Genomic DNA, 17,082 nt, shown 5'->3' with positions numbered 1-17,082 from the left:
GAAAATAAGATTTGATGCAATCTGCAAGTACTGGAAGAGTAGACTTTGCTTTCAGACAGCAGCTTTCTTTGAACGACAAAATCCGTTCCACCCACCGGTTGCCTTTTTCACTTTGTGCCCAGGCCGCGCTTTCTCCAACGAAGTGCCAGTCTACCCCGATTGCAGATATCAACATTCATTTGAACCGAAATCGATTTTGCGGCACCTACAGATTAGCAATACCGTATGCCCAAACATCGCCTGTGAAGATACGGTCTTTCCATCGCCATAAACTGACATTTTTGTAGATAACTTAAAACACAGGTTTTTGAGCGCCACTGAGACGGAAAATACCCTTAACAAATCAAATGGTTAGCAATTCGTGTGGTTATCTCAATGTATTCGAACGCACCTGAAATGATGGGTATTAAATTCTTACAAAATGTAACCCCAACCGAACCGACGCTTCGCCAACTACAACATCATGGTTTCTACCAAATTCAACGCTGTCTCCAGATGGTGGAATGCTGTAGTTTTGACAAAAGCGAGTAGCTTCTGTCTATAAGATCTATCTTTCAGCCTAACGTCAAAATCGAAAAATTCCACTAAGTTGATCTTTCACAATCTAAAAAGTACTAAAGAAGGGACGTAGTATGCCGATATAATTTCAAATATGATCATATTTTTCTATGAATGATCAATAGGTTAGAAACCAGAGACCAGAGAATTAGCAAGGTTTAAAGATAAACATCAAAATATTGATCATCCGGAATGATCGAAGTGCCAAAGGGAAATGAAGATCGCTGCCTCTATCGAAGATGAGAAGTCCATCAAAAATTTGAGCTATAAAAAAGACGTCTTAAAAACCATAATAATTACAATAGGGTCTATTTCGCTTTCCATGATGATCACCCTCATATTATGTACGATCTGGGGTGAAAACCAAGCAATCAGGATTAACTATACGCTTTTAATATCATTTATAGCACCCCTAATAATTACCCCAATCGTGTGTGTTTTTTTTATCAATTTGAATAATAAACTCAAAAAAACCGAACAGCTACTTAAAGATGAAATTCATTGGAGGAGTCTCCTGGCCGAGGAATCAGGGGACGCCATTGTTGTTATAGACGAAAATGCCAAGGTTGCTGCGGCAAATACTCAATTCGCTGATATGCTCGGTTATTCGAAAAAGGAAGTTCACCAGCTTCATGTGTGGGATTGGGATGTCCAATTAAACCAGCGACAAATTATGGAGTTAGCCAAAGATGTCGGCTTTGTTGGTCATCATTTTGAGACACAACATCGTTGTAAAAACGGCAGGATCATAGATGTTGAACTCAGCAACAATGGTGCGACTTACAGAGGGAAAAAGCTGATACTTTGTATATGCCGGGATATCACAGATAGAAAAAAGGCGGAATCGGAGAAGAATGCCATAATTAATAAGCTTGAGAAAGCTCTTGCCGAAGTAAAAACACTACGTGGTTTTATTCCAATTTGTGCGAACTGCAAAAATATCCGGAATGATAACGGCTACTGGCAGCAGGTCGAGCAATATGTTCAGGACAGATCCGATGCCCAATTCAGCCATAGCCTCTGTCCAAAATGTGCAAAGGAATTGTATCCTGATATGAATATCACCTCCGATCCATAAGGCCGTTGTATCTGACTAATACCATTTCTTGCGGTTGGACCCGGGAAATGTGGCCATGTTCAGTTTGCATGTTTGTTCTGGCTAAACCGGTCCAATGTATAGTAGGTCGATAAAGACGCTCTCTAAATAATCTGTAAATTTTAGACCCTTTCAAAACCTTTGATTACAACACATGTAATTTAACCTGACCAGTGATACGGTTGATATATCACCGGGTTTTCAGTCCTACCGAAACGTTTGATTACAATGCGGCAATTGCATTGAGAAATAGCGGTGTTGTTTGTAGTCTCAAGCCCAATCTTCCAACACGTGCCTAAAGGTGCGTTCACCACCCTTTAGGCCGGGGGCGTATCCAGGGCCGGCGCATCCCCAGGCGCTGGCCAGATATAACCCTTTGATCGGGGTCCGGTTTTTTATCCGGTTCATAAAGGTATTCTCAACCGTGCAAGGAAATCCGTAAATCGATCCGCCGGGATTCAGGGTATAGCGCCAGTTACAACGCCGGACCAGCAAAAGTCAGGAAATTGAGGAGTGAAGCGAAAAAAGTGGGGCTCGATCCAATTATCTGGTTTCGCAATGTCGAAATTGTTGCCGCCAGGCGGATCGGCAGAGAGACGGTGCAATATGTAAGTAACATTTATCTATTTTCGAAGTATCTTCTGTCCCACCGGGCAGGCTTGGGTGCAGATTCCACAGTTATGACCACCGTGAAATCTATGAAAATGGTCCTTTTTGTATCGATCGCATGCCCAGGCATCCAATATAATATCCCTATCCACTCCCGGACGCCAACTGCCTCCTTTCAGCGCCTGCGCCGGGCAAGCATCAATGCATTTGGTGCATTTGCCGCATAAGCTCTTCTCTATGGGCTTTCCGGTTTCAAGAGGTGCATCAGTGAGAACAGTGCCTAAACGCACCCAAGGCCCCCACCGCCTAGTTAAAAGCTGGCAATTTTTCCCCACCCAGCCCAATCCGGCCCGGGTTGCAGCGGTTTTATGCTGAAAATCGCCACGAATGTTCACAGGATCACTACGTGTCGAAGACGGCAACGCCCAGGCTTGGTGACCGTTCCTCGTTAATGCTCTTGCCACCTCGGCGGAAAGCGCGTCTATACGCAGATTTACCTGTTCATATAGAACGGAATAGGCATCCGTGGGACCCTGGGCAAGCTGTCCCATGACCCACGGTTCCATCTGGAATACAAAGGATATACCTCGATGGAAAGTCGCCAATTTTCCCGTTGTAAGGCCTTTAAGATCAGCATAGCCATACAATTCGCAGCCGTGTGAGGTAGCGATTAGTCGAATCTCTTTTTCAGCTTGTTTCATATTTTCCTTTAAGTGCTTTCCCCACATTCCAGCACTTACCCACTGGTTGACCCAGTGACCAATACTGTTTGCTGGCCATGTCGAAGAGCAGTGGCTTCAGGCTGGCGATGTCGATGTTGCCGTTCACGACCACGCTCTGATCAGCATAGGTTTGCACCAGTTCGCCGACAAAGATATCGTGGGTGTTAAAATCCAACACATCATGTAGTTTGAGCTCCATGTTGACCGGACACTGCCGAATCATCGGGGCGGTTTTGAGGTCGCCGTAAAAGACATCGAACAGGTCGGCCTTGTCCGTTTTTTTTCCGGTCATGATACCACAGTAGTCGGTTTTGACCATCAGCTTTTCTGAAGGCAGGCAGATACTGAAGGTTCGGTTTGCATGAATGCCGCTGTTGGAATAGTGGCTTTTATGCAAGCCGATGGAGAGATATTGCGGTGTTCCATGGTTCAAAATGCCCACATGGGCGACCGCCAGAAAATTGGGTTTGGCGTTTACCGTTGCGCCGACCAATGTGGTGGGCATGGGATAAAGGGCGTTGACGGCTCCGATGGGTTTCATTTTTTATTGCTCCTTTTTTAGATGATGACTTGGGTTTATGCTCTATTGTTGTTTGTGCATACAAATAAAAAATCTAAAAAAATTATTCCGCTTCGCTGAGTTTCAGGCTGGCATCATCGATCATCGCTGTCAGAGCATCGCCGTACTTGAGCCCCAGTATTTTGGCGTAACGATGGTGAAGCCTTGCCCAGGCGTTGGCAATATCCGCCTGAAGCGCCTGGCCGGCGTCTGTGGCATACACTCGCGAGAGTTTACCGTCGGTCTGCCGAGTGAGGTAGCCCTTGTGAACCATCGCATCGATGAAGCGGGTAACCGTCGAGGGTGCCAGATGAAGCTGCCCGCAAAGTTCCTTCTGGCCTATTCCGGGACGGTCGTTGACCAGCATCATCAGGAAGGCGTGCGAGGGCGAAAGGCCGGTGGGCCGGAATTCTTCGTCTGCCATGCGGCTGATCACGCGCGTCAGGGTGTTGGCCGTAAAGTAGAGACAGTGATGCAGGATGTTCGCTGTTTGTGTCATTTGCACCTCAATAATGTTTGTACATACAAATATATTGTCCCGCATCGTCTGTCAATCCGAATCTTTACTTGCGTACCAAAAAATGTCAGTGGAAAATCGTTCAAACTCGACTTAGCATGGATGGAGATAATGGGTAACCACCAGAATCGATTCAACGGGTGAGCCACCCAACAGCTGCCAAACGCATGGAGGCACCGCGATGCTAAAAACCAACATGCCGTCGTTGAACGATCCGGAAGGCGTATGGGTTCCGGCCGGGTTGCCGCCTGTGATTGACGCCCATGTCCATGTTTTTCCCCGCGACATCTTTAACTCCATTTGGAAATGGTTCGATGAAAATGCCTGGCCGATCCGGTATCGGATGACGACGTCCCAAATATTCGACTTTTTGCTGTCGCACGGGATCCAGCATGTCGTAGCGCTTCAGTATGCCCACAAGCCCGGCATTGCCAGACAACTGAATCAATATATGCTGCAAGAATGTGTCGCTTTCGAAGGGCGCGTGACGGGTCTGGCCACCGTGTATCCGGGAGAAAAAAATGCCGAAACGATCTTGCAGGAAGCATTTGACGCGGGAGCAGGGCGGATCAAACTCCACGCGCATGTACAATGTTTTGACATGAACACCGATTACTTCCAGCACGGAGAAACCATCCATCTCAATCGCTAACGGCCGGACCGGATTCTGTATGGCTCGGATTTTCCGAATATCCCCTATGCCTGGGACAGGGAGCTCAAGGCCTTGGCAAAATGCGATATTGGAATTGACGCGCTGCAACGGCTGTCCGGTAAAAACGCCGCCGAATTATTTGGAATCCAAGGAGACAATAAATGATATTCGGTAGTGACAACCAGACCGGGGCATCCGCTAACGTTCTGGAAATGATGACAGTTGCCAATAGGGGCTATACGCAAGGGTACGGCAATGATCAATGGACAAAGCAGGCAATCGATGCGCTGAAGCGAACGTTTGACTGCGAATTGGAAGCCTATTTTGTATCTACCGGGACCGCAGCGAACACCCTGGCCCTGTCTTGCCTTGTACAACCATGGGAGGCAATTCTTTGCCATCATCAAGCCCATATTTTGCTCGATGAATCGACAGCACCCGAGCTTTTCACCGGCGGCGCCCGTATGGTATCCATTTCGAACGGATCCGGGAAGATTACGGCAGAGCATTTCGATCACTATTTTAAAAATGCGGGAAGAGATTTACCCCACAATCCTCAGGCGAGGGCATTAAGCATCACGCAGGCAAGTGAAGTCGGCCTTGTTTATACCCCAGACGAAGTCCGAGCACTCAGTGATGTTTGTAAAGCGAACGGTTTATTTGTCCACATGGATGGTGCGCGTTTCGCAAATGCCGTCGCTTCCCTGGGTTGCCCGCCAGCGGAATTTTTCTTGAAATGCCCAAAACGATAGCTGACCCGTTGCGCGATGCAGGTGCCGAATTTCACGAGTGGTACATCGAAGCACTGCCACAGGGCGTTGTCCTGCAGGATAATGAAGTTCTCGTACGTCTTGTAACTTCATTTGAAACGAGAGACGAAGATTGTACAAAATTCTGCAATCTTGTGCTTGATTCAGTGAAGAACCTTTAATTACCTGACACTTAATCCGCTCAGCGCATCAGGCGAAAGCAGTCGCGCAACTCATTGATAAATAGCTCCGGTTGCTCGAAGGCGGCGAAATGACCACTCTTGTTTTCGAAAGTCTCAAGCAGGTACATCGTATTATGTGATTTGATTTTTAGCCCTTGGACGACAAAAGAATTATACCCAGATACATATCGCTGTTTGATCTGGATCATAAAAGCCTAAACTGGGCGATTGTCGAGCTTTCCGCTATAGTCGCCTATGCGGGAAGACATCTAACGCGGTTCCAAGATCCCGCCGCCGGGAAGATGCGGTGAGATCGGAAACCCCGTCAGGGGGGCAAATTCTGGGAGGCAACAATGACCGATCGTATGACCATGCTTACCAATATTCATGCATACTAAAATTTGAATTACCCCGTTTATAAAAAATAAGTGTTCTTGAAGATGTACCCTGCACCTATTTATCATGGTTGTACATGGGCCGCATAGCCCGCGCTTTTAAACCCAAAATGAACAGGAGGTCGGCAATGAAACTGTCGAAAGCAGCAGACATCTATAACGATTACCACAAGAACCATCTGTCACAACAATTGACAACTTCCACCGGTGAAAAGTAAACTTTATATGTGAAATCCTAATTTGCTGATAAAGAATTGGTTCCAACTACGATCATAGGCTTAAATCGTCCATTTTATGTCCCTATTCGGAATGTGTTATTAAGACGTCGATAGAATATCAATTTTCTACTCGATTAACAGAGGGCCTGAACATGGAACTTCATAAACTTCCTAATCAGTTAGTTGATAGCGTTTATAGTCCTGATCTTGACGATATTGCATTTGAAATTTCAGAAATCGGACTCGACCAGTTTTTGGATAAGGATTTTATAAAAGAGCTCCCTGTTGTTGGTGTTATCGCGAGAATATTCAAAGATAGCCTTGATATGCGAAATCGCATTTTCTTGGCAAAGGTTGCAAGGTTTCTGTTTAGATTGAAAGACGTAACAAAAGAGCAAAATAAAGCGTTCGAGGAAAAAATCCGAAATGATCCGAACTTGAAGAGGAAGGTCGGACAAACATTGGTCCTGATCTTAGAACGTCTGGATAACCTTGAAAAGCCTGACATGGTAGGGAAATGCTTTGCTTGCTATCTATCCAATAAAATAACATTTTCACAATTCAGAAGGCTTTCTTCCGCAATTGACCTTGCTTTTATAGATGATCTTAATGCTTTACTTGGAATTGCTGATGCAAGTGATGAATTCCTCAAAAATACAAAGGAAAACCTTGCTATGACAGGTTTTATCAGGTTTCAAGGTGGTGGAGAAATGAACGGTGGTGATAAAATTAGTTATTTTCTTTCTCCATTGGGGCAACTTTTCATCGATATCATGACTGATAAATTAGATAAAGTTTTGACTTTATAGCGATAAGATAATTCAATCCGGTACCAAAATACCAGCGTGCCTGCGTTGGGTATTATTGATTCCTAAATTTCCCACATATAGGAAGGGCCCTGGGGAATGGGGGACTTCCCACAGGGCCTGCTATCTGACTGATGGGTTTGGTAAAATCGCAAAAGCATTAACCAGCGTCAGACCATACTAAAAACACAAACAGAATTGAAATCCCCGCTGTGATAAAAATTAGTTACGCAATTCTTCCTTGCTGTCCAGGACCGCCTGAATGCCTTCGAGGACGGCATCGGATTTGGGCGTCACCTGATGGTCGGCCAGAATCTGTTTGGCTTTTTCATTGCAGCGCTGCTGCATATCCTTGGCGCCGTTGTTGCTCCAATGCTCGTGACGGCTGCGGTCGCAAAGCTCAGGGTTGAACAGAGACGTTTTAAAGTGTTTGAACGTATGCGGATCACTGATGAAAACCGAACTGCTCTTCCCGCCCCGCGCCACGCGGTCAATCACGTCCAGCGCCAGGGTGTCGTCATCAATGCGCATGCCTTCAACGAAATAGCGGCTCATTGCCACCAGTTCATCGGCCATGGTGACCATCTCCAGTGATGATGTATGGCCGGATTCGATGTATCCCACATCATGGATGAAGTTGCAGCGAGAGAGCATGGACGTGATGATCGAGAGCATCCCTTCGGCGCCGGCCTGGGCATCGACCGTCTTTGAATCCGTGGAACCGGCAAAGGCCCAGATGGGAAGCTTGTAGATCATATCGCGCATGTCGGCCAGTGCCGCCTGGGTCAGGCTCCACTCGGTGGCGCCATAGGAAATCACCGTATGGCGCATGTCCAGCACACTGACGTTGGGTGCAAAGAGAAATGGCGCACCTTTATTGGTCAACTGATGAATGACCAGCCCGATCAGGTTTTCAGCCAGGCCCAGGGCCATGGATCCGGCCAACGTCGCAGGGCCGCCACCGCCGGCATTGCATCCCGAGGGCAGACAGATGGGGATCCGTTTACGGGCGCAGAAAACCAGTTTTTCCATGACATTTTGCGGATAGCGCAGCGGGCTGATGGCTTCCGAGTAGTTGAGCAGAAACGGTTTGCGAGCCAATTCGTCATCGCCACCGGCGATTAGAGATGCAATCTGATGGATTTTGGCGATGTCCTTGCCGCTGTCGGCGATAAAGCAAATGGGTTTGTTGCTTTTTTTCACCATTTCGGCAAAGACGTGCACATAAATCTCTTCGATGGGAACATCTTCGGGATTGCCCATGGACATGGAAAAATCGATATTTTCCAGGCCATCCACTAGCTTGGCGAAATTGCCGCTATCGGCAAGTCGGGTTCGACGGCGCTCACCCGTTTCCAGATCGATAGTGAAGATTGTGTCCGATCCGGTCCCGTAGTAAAACTTATCGTCCACCAGCGGCATACAGCGATTGCCCTGCTGGTCGTAAAGCGTGATCTGGCGGGGGGCGGACTGGATTGCATCCTCGGCCAGGCGGGCCGGCATCAGCGTGCGGCCGTCACTGTCGATCCGGCACCCGGCATCCAGCAACATTTGCTGCACCTGGGGATGCTTCATAACGAAACCGGTGTTTTCAAGGATTTCAAGGGCCGCATGGTGAATGGCCCAGGCCTGCGCTTCGTTGAGTACCCGCATGCGCGGGCGAAAAGTTGTTACGTCGGGTTGTTTCACAATAAACCTCCTGGTAAATACCTAAACGGAGCGTTTAATACCGGTAATGCTCGGGTTTAAACGGGCCTTCCGTTGAAACATTGATGTAATCGGCCTGTTTCTTGTTCAATTTTGTGAGTGTACCACCTAACTTCTCGACGTGCAGGCGGGCGACCTCTTCATCCAGTTCCTTGGACAGTCGTCTGACATCGATTGATTGTTCGTTTTGCCACAAATCCATCTGCGCCAGCACCTGGTTGGTGAACGAGTTGGACATCACAAAACTCGGGTGACCGGTGGCACAGCCCAGGTTGACCAGACGTCCCTCGGCCAGCATGAAAATAGCGTGCCCGTCGGGAAACTGGAATTTGTCCACCTGGGGCTTGATGTTGATTTTTTCGACACCAGGCATCGCTTCCATCGCATCCACCTGGATTTCGTTATCAAAATGCCCGATGTTGCAAACGATGGCCTGATCGCGCATGCCGGCCATGTGCTCGGCGGTAATCACATCGCAGTTACCCGTGGCGGTGACAAAAATATCACCTTCAGCCAGGGCCTGCTCAATGGTCACTACCGGATATCCCGCCATGTAAGCCTGCAGCGCACAAATGGGATCGATCTCGGTGACCATGACCCGCGCCCGATGCGCAGAGAACGCCTCTGCACATCCTTTACCCACATCGCCAAATCCGCAGACCACGGCCGTCTTACCCGCCACCATGACGTCGGTGGCCCGTTTGATGCCGTCCACTAAAGATTCACGGCAGCCGTAGATATTGTCGAACTTGCTTTTGGTGACCGAGTCATTGACATTGATCGCCGGAAAGAGAAGTTCACCGTTTTGGGCCATATGCTGAAGACGGTGCACCCCCGTGGTGGTTTCCTCGGAAACGCCTTTGCAGTCAGCGACAACCCGATGCCAAAACTGATTGTCCTCGGCCAGCCCCTTTTTCAACTCGGCGTTGATGATGCGCAGTTCCTTGTTGTCGGTCAGCTCATCCAGGATGGCGGGATTGTTTTCGGCCTGAAAACCACGATGGGCGATCAGCGTGGCATCACCGCCATCGTCAACAATCAGATGGGGCCCTTGATTACCCGGCCAAGTCATCGCCCGCCGTGTGCATTCCCAGTATTCGGTCAGGGTTTCCCCTTTCCAGGCGAACACCGGAACGCCGTCTGCAGCAATGGCAGCCGCTGCATGATCCTGGGTCGAGAAGATATTGCAAGACGCCCAACGCACCTGTGCGCCCAGGGCAAGTAGGGTTTCGATGAGAACCGCCGTTTGAATCGTCATATGCAGGCTGCCCGTGATGCGTGCGCCTTTCAGGGGCTGGGACGGACCATACTTCTCCCGAATGGCCATCAATCCTGGCATTTCCTTTTCAGCAATCTCAATTTCACGCCGGCCAAAATCAGCAAGGTTGATATCTTTTACCAAATACTCCGCAGCAGCATCAGATGGTTTGAGGGAATTTGCTTGTGCGTGTTGCATTAATGTCGTCCTTTAGTTGTTCGTTGTCGTAGATACTTTTTCAGATTAAGCGGCTTTGATATTTTTGAATATCTGCTTGAGCACTTCTGCCTTGTCGGTTTTTTCCCAGGAAAAGCAATCGCGTCCGAAATGTCCGTACGCTGCGGTTTGCGCATAGCTCCAACCATCGGGTTTGAGCAGATTTAGCTGGTCGACGATCGCTGCTGGACGGAAGTCAAACAGATCACCATCTTCCAAAATGCCCTGGATGGCCGTCTCATCTACACGACCGGTGCCATAGGTGTCGATGTTGATGGACAGCGGTTTGGCAACACCGATGGCATACGCGACCTGAATTTCGCATTTGTCGGCCAGGCCCGCGGCGACAATATTTTTGGCGGCATACCGGGCATAATACGCTGCCGATCGATCCACTTTGGACGGATCCTTGCCGGAAAAGGCCCCGCCGCCATGACTGCCGACCCCACCATAGGTGTCAACGATAATCTTGCGTCCGGTCAAGCCTGCATCAGCAAACGGTCCCCCCAAGATAAAGGTTCCGGTGGGGTTCACATAAAATTCGGTGTCATCCTTCAATAATCCGGAGGGAGACAGTTCCTCCTGGATGACATCGATAACATCTTTGCGGACCCGCTCTGCCGAGACATGATCCGTCTGATGAGAGACGACAACCGAGGTGATTTCACGTGGCTGGCCCCCATCATATTTTACCGAAACCTGCGCTTTGGCATCCGGCCGAAGATAATCAATGGTGTTGTTCTTTCGCAATTTTTCCAAAGAGAGTAGCAGACGATGGCTAAAGGCAATGGGGACCGGAAGCATTTCCGGGGTTTCATTGGTGGCGTAGCCAAACATCATGCCCTGGTCGCCGGCGCCTTGCTCTTCATAGAGCCCTTCGCCTTCGGTGACACCCTGGGAAATGTCTGGAGACTGGCCGTGAATTCTTGACAGATATTCAAAAGAGTCATGATAAAAACGCAGCTCTGGATTATCGTAGCCGATGTCCTTGACTGTCTGCCTGGCAATTTTTTCCGTATCGATGGTTTCGAAATCCTGGCAGGTAATTTCACCGACATTGACGACCAGGTTGAATCCGGCCATGGTTTCACAAGCCACTCGACTGCGGTGATCTTTTTCCAGACATGCATCCAGTACGGCATCTGATACCATATCGCACAGTTTGTCAGGATGACCTTTACCAACCGATTCCGATGTAAATACATGAGCTGCTTTAATTTTACTCATTACAATCCTTTCTAGTCTAACGCATATTGTCCAATTGAGGACTTTTTCCATACTGCTATTTGATTTATCATTATTTCTTCTGCATCTTGCCCAACGACACAAATCATACCAGACGAATCAGGACAAAGGCCGGTCTTCGGACGGCATGAAATACCCGATCATTTGGCGGTGTAATTTGTGCAAATTTTCCAGACGGTGCCACCGACAGGAAAGAAAATGCTCGAAGGAGCGATCAGCCAGATTGAGTGGGCGGGCAGGTCAGAAATTGACTTCCTTACGACCGACGACAGCATAGTAATAGAGGGGTTCTCCCGCCATGGAGAGACGATGGCAGTAGTGGTGCTTTTTGTACACTTTCAGATTGTTACCGATCATATCCTGCAATATTTCATTATAGCCGGTCTCATCGTCTTCGCTGAAAAATCGGTCTTTGATGTTAAAAACAACCCAGCTGTTGTTATTAACCAGATTGAACGCATTGATGAACGCCTGCGTCGGAATATCACCGAAACCCAACGCCGCCACGGTCACCAGCGCATTGAAATTCCAATTGTTGAGTTTTTCTTCATCATGACTTTCAGGCTGGCTGAGATCCATGACATAGTAATCGTCATAAATTTCCGGGCGATCACGTTTGACAGCCTTCTTTGCTTCCTTGATGATGTCGATACCGACAATGGCCTCGGTGTCGACTGCTTCGCGCAAACACTCGCCAACAATTCCGTTTCCGGCACCAAAATCAAGCACACGCAAGGGGTCCTGCCCGTCGCCATGGTCTTGAAGGGTATCTTTAAGTAAATCGGAGATCACCTGGGGAGAATCGCATTGTAGCCGGTTATAGACAACTTCTTCATACAGACCGGGGATATCGTAAACACGATCATATTCATGTATCTTGATGCGTTCCTGTCCATCGTCGGTTACCACATGAAAGAATTCCTCATCTTGATCCAACACACACGATTTGTCAGGATACTCTATCTGCAAATTGCAGGTAGTCATCTTTATATCCTCCTTTTTGTATTTAAAGCTTATTATTTAATGAAAATTCAATTGGATAGGCACATCTTGTTTGTAAGGACATATTATTGTTTTGCCTGCCCGAACGCTTATCCCACTTCAATAAGCGTACCATATGTTTTGGAAAGTTGTTTAACCTTCTGAGAATAAAGGTATAAAAAATCTTTATGAGTGGCGTGAGCAATGAAAATGAAATCCATCGTCAGTATTGATTGTTTTGAAATGGGAAATTAATGCACATCCTCATAAGGAGCTAACAATTGTTGTGTAAAAAATATACATTTTTGAAATACAATTCACTTTTTTGTAAGGCCACAAAAAAATAAAAAAATAACAAAATAACAAAAAAACAATATAATAGATATGCTACTGGAAAAATGAAGACAGAGATGAGGCGGACGGGGAATTTGTTCTTGACTGTAAAATATATTTACATTAAGCACATCTACTGTGCGTAAAAGGTGACTTGAGGGACCGTTGGTCCTTCACGTTCTTGTTCAACCGTCAACCTGCCAGTGTGGTTAATTAATTATGATAGAAATAAAGACGACCAAGAAAAAGATAACCATTTTAGTGATTGAGCGCGGCGTCGAACTGATTCGTCAACTAAAGCGTATTTGCAGTGAAAAAAAATTTGTCATCCGTGCAGCGCAGACAATTGAGCACGGGTTTGAGCATTTTGAAGAAAATGAAATTGATATTATGATTCTAACGGGTAGCGTGGCCCGTTTCGGTCGCATTCGAGGCATGGAGTACTTGGATATCATCTCCGAAAAAAGTGCCGCCACCCAAATTCTGTTTTTATCCTCATCAAAGGATATGTCCCTGGTTTTCTCGGCCCTCAAAAGAGGGTCCTATCAATACGGCAAACTGCCGATTCCGGATGTTGAACTGGAGATGTTGATCAAGGCGGCATTGATTCATCAGCCGCAATACACGCCGAACCTGCTGCTCAAGTCCGAAGCCCGCAAGACATCTTTTGAACAAATGATCGGCGGCTCACCAAAAATGATCGATGTTTATCGGCAGATCCGGCAGGCGGCCAACACCGACATGCCGGTCTTGCTTACCGGAGAAACCGGTACGGGCAAGGACCTGGTTGCCAGAGCCATTCATCAGCAGAGCGACCGTAACAAAAAGGGGTTTATTCCGATTCATTTGGGGGCACTGCCACCGGAACTGGTGGCCGGCGAATTGTTTGGTTATGAAAAGGGAGCCTTTACCGGCGCTACAAAAAGTCACCGGGGGTTGTTCGAAAAGGCAGAGGGCGGCACCATTTTTTTGGATGAGATCGGCACGATCGACGAAAAGGTGCAGATCAGCCTGCTGCGTCTGCTGGAAACCCGCAAACTTGAACGTATCGGCGGCACGCGTACCATTTCCGCCAATGTACGTATTGTTACCGCCACCAATGAAAATCTTTCCGAGGCGGTTGAACAGGGCCAATTTCGGGAGGATCTGTTCTTTCGACTGGATATTTTTCAGATTGTGCTGCCCCCGCTGCGTGAACGGGGAGGGGATATCGTCCTGTTGGTCAATCATTTTTTAAAACAGTTCAGCGATGATTATCAGCGTGATGTTGTCGGTATATCACCGGATAGTGTCTCGATCCTGGAATCTTATGACTGGCCTGGAAATGTCAGAGAAGTGAAAAACGTGATTCATCGCGCGGTCCTGAACTGCACCGGCGGGATTCTCCTGCCCAGCCACCTTCCCGAGCGCTTGCAGAAAACACGCAAGCAGCCTGAAAAAATCAGCCTGCCCATCGGGTGCACACTCAAGGAGGCAGAGCGGGAAATTATTTTTCGGACACTTAAATGGACCAATAACAACCGACGCCGTACCGCCTCCATTTTGGGGATCAGCCGCCGTTCACTGTACAATAAACTGGCCGCCTACGAACTGACATAAATAGTAAAATTGGAAAAAGATCTCCCATGCTTAGGAAATATACTTCATAAAAATCTAACCTGAAGTTAGCTGTATTTAAATAAATTACAAATAATATCAATGTATAAAACGCAAATCGAAATAATGGTATGTCGATTGCTAAGCTTCTTTTTATTGCCATTGCGAATGGACGGTGACGGATCTGAAAACTCAAAGTACAAAAGCAAAAAAGCGAAAGAGGGAAGGAAAAATGATTGATCGAATTGACACCCATCCAACCTCGACAGAGGAAAAATTTATTGAAAAAAGGAGCGGAAAGGATCGACGGCAGGTCTACACCATGCTTGATCCGGATATCGACAGGCGGAAGGGAGAGCGACGAAAGCGAAGCAGAAAAAACCGCTATTTAAGCTAAGGGCTCGCGCAAAAATAACTTCACATTTTCAGCGCCCATCCATCCCGCTCAGCGGCGTTGCGAAAACACGGAATATGCCTGATATTCCTTTGTCTTCGCGCCTTGCTGAGCGGGCGCCTGAACACTGACAATTTGTGAATTTATTTTTGCGCGAACCCTAAGCTATTTCGTTGCCAAAATCAAAGATCATCTTTCTAATTGATTGCTGAAAATCCATCAACCATCACCTGCGCTCAATAAGAAATAGGGCAGGGCTATGATGGAGGCCCTGCTTTATTTCAGGCTTTTCAATATCCCGCGAAAAATGTCCCAAAGCTGGTTTTGTCGCCCATCACCCATTTTTATATAGAGAAGATCCACGGTGCTGACCAATACCCAATTCCCTTGCCGTATGGCAACCACCGATAAATAGCCGTTGGATTGTGTATAAAGCCCCCGATTTCCTATATCCTTAATTTTTTCAAGGTGATAGCCAGAAGGGAGCTGCTTTTCGAAAAACTGACGAAGGTTCTTTGAATTTTCAATAATACCGATTTGAAAGTAGGCCCGTCCGTTTGGTTTATCACTCCAGCGGCAGCCGTTTTTTTGCTGACTCGGATAAAGGGGGGATGGATAAAGGGCTGCCAACTGTTCAGGACTGACCATTTCGCAAACCGGGTAAATCAACGCATTGGCCTGGCAGATGAAGGGAAGACAGAAAAAAAACAAAACAGCGTATATAATACAGTGCGAAACCTGCATAATTGAAAAAATCCTAATACCCAGTTTAGTTAAGTGTTAAAACGTTGGTGATAAATTGCATCCATAATTGATACGGATAAAGTCATCTTATACAAAACAGGCCTATCTGGCAAATGCAAGGCACTGGTGATTGATGCGTTGTGGCTTGTTCACTCTTTAAATGAGGATGATGGCGCTTAATTTATGCAATACGGTGTTCACTGCATTGATACGTTCCAGTTGACAGTCTGAGTTATCTTCGATATCATTTTTTTAAGCTTGCCGCATTCGGCCTTTTCGTTTCGATTACTTCAAAAGCGAATTTTGTCATCTCCAATGGCCGCGATTAGACCACCTCGAAGAAGTTGCAATAAGTCCTGGCCGACTTGCCTGACAGGTGAGGCATTAATTTCTTCTAACTTCTAACGAAGGGGGGTTCCATGGCTATTAAAGTATTGATCAAGAGAAGGTTTAAAGAGGGCTATTTTAACGAAATCCAAAATATGCTCAGGGAGGTCCGTTACGGTGCCATGGGTAAGCCGGGGTACATGTCATCCGAGACCATGTGGGACCACGAAGATCCTTTCCGGGTCATCGTTGCATCGAATTGGCGGAGCATAGACCAATGGAAGGACTGGAAAAATAGTGATCAAAGAAAAGCCAACGAAGAAAAGTTCGAAGAGTACCTCGACGGGTCCACCGAATACGAAGTTTATGATTTGGGCTTCTACCCGCATTGAGGTGGAGGGAAGAACGCTTCACGTCGATTTGGATTAAAAGGGCAGCATGGCGAACGATGCTGCCCTTATTTTTTTACCAGCCCTTGATTTCACCGAACTGCTGCCACCGCGCAAGGCTTGAAACGATAGCCAAGCCTTTCGACCCAGAAACCGAGAAAACCCCAATATACCATAAAAATGATTGAGGAAAATCGCCAAATGCCATGGCCATCATGCACAACATCCTGTATTCACAAATGTATTGACACACAGACAGTGGCTTGACATAGTTTAGATGTAAAAAAGCAACTTCTTATCCTTAATCTACTAAAATAAGATTCGGCAACCGCTCAACCTTATACAACAATGAGGGATAAGACTATGGATGTGATAACCGCAATATCGACGGCACTTGCGCTTGGAGGCGCGGCGGGGCTCAAAGACACCACCACCCAAGTTGTTAAGGACGGTTATGCTGCATTAAAAAGGCTCCTCGTACGAAAACTGCCAGCAATTATTCCGAGCCTCGAACAAATCGAACAGGCTCCCGACTCACCGGCCCGCAGTGCAGCCCTGAAGGAAAATCTTGTGAAGGCCAACGTTGACAAAGAATTGGACCTGTTGGCGCAAACCGAAATGTTCCTAAAACTCATTGTGAATCAAGCACCAGAATTGGTTGAGGTTATTGGCGTCAGTCTTGAAGATATTAAAGGTGCGTCGCTTAGTATCGCTGACATTCGCTCCAGTGGATCCGGTGTCAAGGTCACTAAGGTGGAGATTGACGGCGATATCAATATCAAGGGCGTTCGTGCGGGATCTGAGGAACCCAACGACCCAAACGCATAAA

18 protein-coding genes are annotated in these 17,082 nt (G+C 47.3%); 9 read left to right on the top strand and 9 right to left on the bottom strand.

Going from position 1 to position 17,082, the window contains the following annotated elements; all coding sequences use genetic code 11:
* The first annotated feature begins 772 nt into the window (after positions 1-772).
* Positions 773-1,636, top strand: a complete 864-nt coding sequence (locus Dvar_RS24820) for a PAS domain S-box protein (RefSeq protein ID WP_419655809.1) — start codon at positions 773-775, stop codon at positions 1,634-1,636.
* A 641-nt stretch (positions 1,637-2,277) separates the two neighbouring features.
* Here the strand turns inward: Dvar_RS24820 and Dvar_RS24815 are convergent.
* The 3 genes from Dvar_RS24815 to Dvar_RS24805 form a co-directional block, all read right to left on the bottom strand.
* Complete coding sequence (locus Dvar_RS24815) at positions 2,278-2,964, bottom strand: 4Fe-4S double cluster binding domain-containing protein (protein ID WP_419655808.1); 687 nt, start codon at positions 2,962-2,964, stop codon at positions 2,278-2,280.
* Entirely contained in the window at positions 2,951-3,526 is a 576-nt protein-coding gene (locus Dvar_RS24810) for a flavin reductase family protein (protein WP_419655807.1), read from the bottom strand. Before Dvar_RS24810 ends, Dvar_RS24815 begins: the two co-directional genes overlap by 14 nt.
* A gap of 82 nt (positions 3,527-3,608) precedes the next feature.
* Positions 3,609-4,043 (bottom strand): MarR family winged helix-turn-helix transcriptional regulator, encoded by a 435-nt coding sequence (locus Dvar_RS24805; RefSeq protein WP_419655806.1) that lies wholly within the window; start codon positions 4,041-4,043, stop codon positions 3,609-3,611.
* Positions 4,044-4,242: 199 nt separating this feature from the next.
* Here Dvar_RS24805 and Dvar_RS24800 point away from each other — a divergent pair, with 199 nt between their 5' ends.
* From Dvar_RS24800 to Dvar_RS24785, 4 genes are all read left to right on the top strand, one after another.
* Positions 4,243-4,713 (top strand): hypothetical protein, encoded by a 471-nt coding sequence (locus Dvar_RS24800; RefSeq protein ID WP_419655805.1) that lies wholly within the window; start codon positions 4,243-4,245, stop codon positions 4,711-4,713.
* Positions 4,714-4,725: 12 nt separating this feature from the next.
* Entirely contained in the window at positions 4,726-4,878 is a 153-nt protein-coding gene (locus Dvar_RS24795) for a hypothetical protein (RefSeq protein ID WP_419664158.1), read from the top strand.
* Positions 4,875-5,465 (top strand): threonine aldolase family protein, encoded by a 591-nt coding sequence (locus Dvar_RS24790; protein WP_419655804.1) that lies wholly within the window; start codon positions 4,875-4,877, stop codon positions 5,463-5,465. The genes Dvar_RS24795 and Dvar_RS24790 overlap by 4 nt, the downstream gene beginning before the upstream one ends.
* Before the next feature lie 944 nt (positions 5,466-6,409).
* Positions 6,410-7,066: a hypothetical protein gene (locus Dvar_RS24785; RefSeq protein WP_419655803.1), complete on the top strand. Its 657-nt coding sequence runs from the start codon at positions 6,410-6,412 to the stop codon at positions 7,064-7,066.
* Between the two features lie 219 nt (positions 7,067-7,285).
* On the opposite strand, the gene Dvar_RS24780 is transcribed toward Dvar_RS24785, so the two are convergent.
* From Dvar_RS24780 to Dvar_RS24765, 4 genes are all read right to left on the bottom strand, one after another.
* Positions 7,286-8,752: a trimethylamine methyltransferase family protein gene (locus tag Dvar_RS24780; RefSeq protein ID WP_419655802.1), complete on the bottom strand. Its 1,467-nt coding sequence runs from the start codon at positions 8,750-8,752 to the stop codon at positions 7,286-7,288.
* A gap of 34 nt (positions 8,753-8,786) precedes the next feature.
* Positions 8,787-10,226, bottom strand: a complete 1,440-nt coding sequence (gene ahcY, locus Dvar_RS24775) for an adenosylhomocysteinase (RefSeq protein ID WP_419655801.1) — start codon at positions 10,224-10,226, stop codon at positions 8,787-8,789.
* Positions 10,227-10,271: 45 nt separating this feature from the next.
* Complete coding sequence (metK, locus tag Dvar_RS24770) at positions 10,272-11,471, bottom strand: methionine adenosyltransferase (RefSeq protein ID WP_419655800.1); 1,200 nt, start codon at positions 11,469-11,471, stop codon at positions 10,272-10,274.
* Between the two features lie 258 nt (positions 11,472-11,729).
* Positions 11,730-12,473, bottom strand: coding sequence for a class I SAM-dependent DNA methyltransferase (locus tag Dvar_RS24765; RefSeq protein ID WP_419655799.1), 744 nt, complete (start codon positions 12,471-12,473; stop codon positions 11,730-11,732).
* 549 nt (positions 12,474-13,022) lie between these two features.
* On the opposite strand from Dvar_RS24765, the gene Dvar_RS24760 reads away from it, so the two are divergent.
* Both Dvar_RS24760 and Dvar_RS24755 read left to right on the top strand, forming a co-directional pair.
* Positions 13,023-14,402 carry a sigma-54 dependent transcriptional regulator gene (locus Dvar_RS24760; RefSeq protein WP_419655798.1) on the top strand — a complete coding sequence of 460 codons (1,380 nt, stop codon included), beginning with the start codon at positions 13,023-13,025 and terminating at the stop codon, positions 14,400-14,402.
* Between the two features lie 229 nt (positions 14,403-14,631).
* The gene (locus Dvar_RS24755; RefSeq protein WP_419655797.1) at positions 14,632-14,796 is read left to right on the top strand and encodes a hypothetical protein; all 165 of its coding nucleotides are present in this window, start codon (positions 14,632-14,634) and stop codon (positions 14,794-14,796) included.
* Positions 14,797-15,069: 273 nt separating this feature from the next.
* On the opposite strand, the gene Dvar_RS24750 is transcribed toward Dvar_RS24755, so the two are convergent.
* Positions 15,070-15,423 (bottom strand): hypothetical protein, encoded by a 354-nt coding sequence (locus Dvar_RS24750; RefSeq protein WP_419655796.1) that lies wholly within the window; start codon positions 15,421-15,423, stop codon positions 15,070-15,072.
* A 533-nt stretch (positions 15,424-15,956) separates the two neighbouring features.
* On the opposite strand from Dvar_RS24750, the gene Dvar_RS24745 reads away from it, so the two are divergent.
* Positions 15,957-16,256 carry an antibiotic biosynthesis monooxygenase family protein gene (locus tag Dvar_RS24745; protein WP_419655795.1) on the top strand — a complete coding sequence of 100 codons (300 nt, stop codon included), beginning with the start codon at positions 15,957-15,959 and terminating at the stop codon, positions 16,254-16,256.
* Positions 16,257-16,329: 73 nt separating this feature from the next.
* Here Dvar_RS24745 and Dvar_RS24740 read toward each other — a convergent pair whose 3' ends face one another.
* The gene (locus Dvar_RS24740) at positions 16,330-16,470 is read right to left on the bottom strand and encodes a hypothetical protein (protein ID WP_419655794.1); all 141 of its coding nucleotides are present in this window, start codon (positions 16,468-16,470) and stop codon (positions 16,330-16,332) included.
* Between the two features lie 146 nt (positions 16,471-16,616).
* On the opposite strand from Dvar_RS24740, the gene Dvar_RS24735 reads away from it, so the two are divergent.
* Entirely contained in the window at positions 16,617-17,081 is a 465-nt protein-coding gene (locus tag Dvar_RS24735) for a hypothetical protein (protein WP_419655793.1), read from the top strand.
* Position 17,082 lies beyond the last annotated feature (1 nt).

This window comes from Desulfosarcina variabilis str. Montpellier (assembly GCF_048565275.1).
GTDB classification, from domain to species: domain Bacteria; phylum Desulfobacterota; class Desulfobacteria; order Desulfobacterales; family Desulfosarcinaceae; genus Desulfosarcina; species Desulfosarcina variabilis.
Note: the sequence above shows the minus strand (reverse complement) of the source record. Positions and strands in the feature narration are given on the sequence as shown.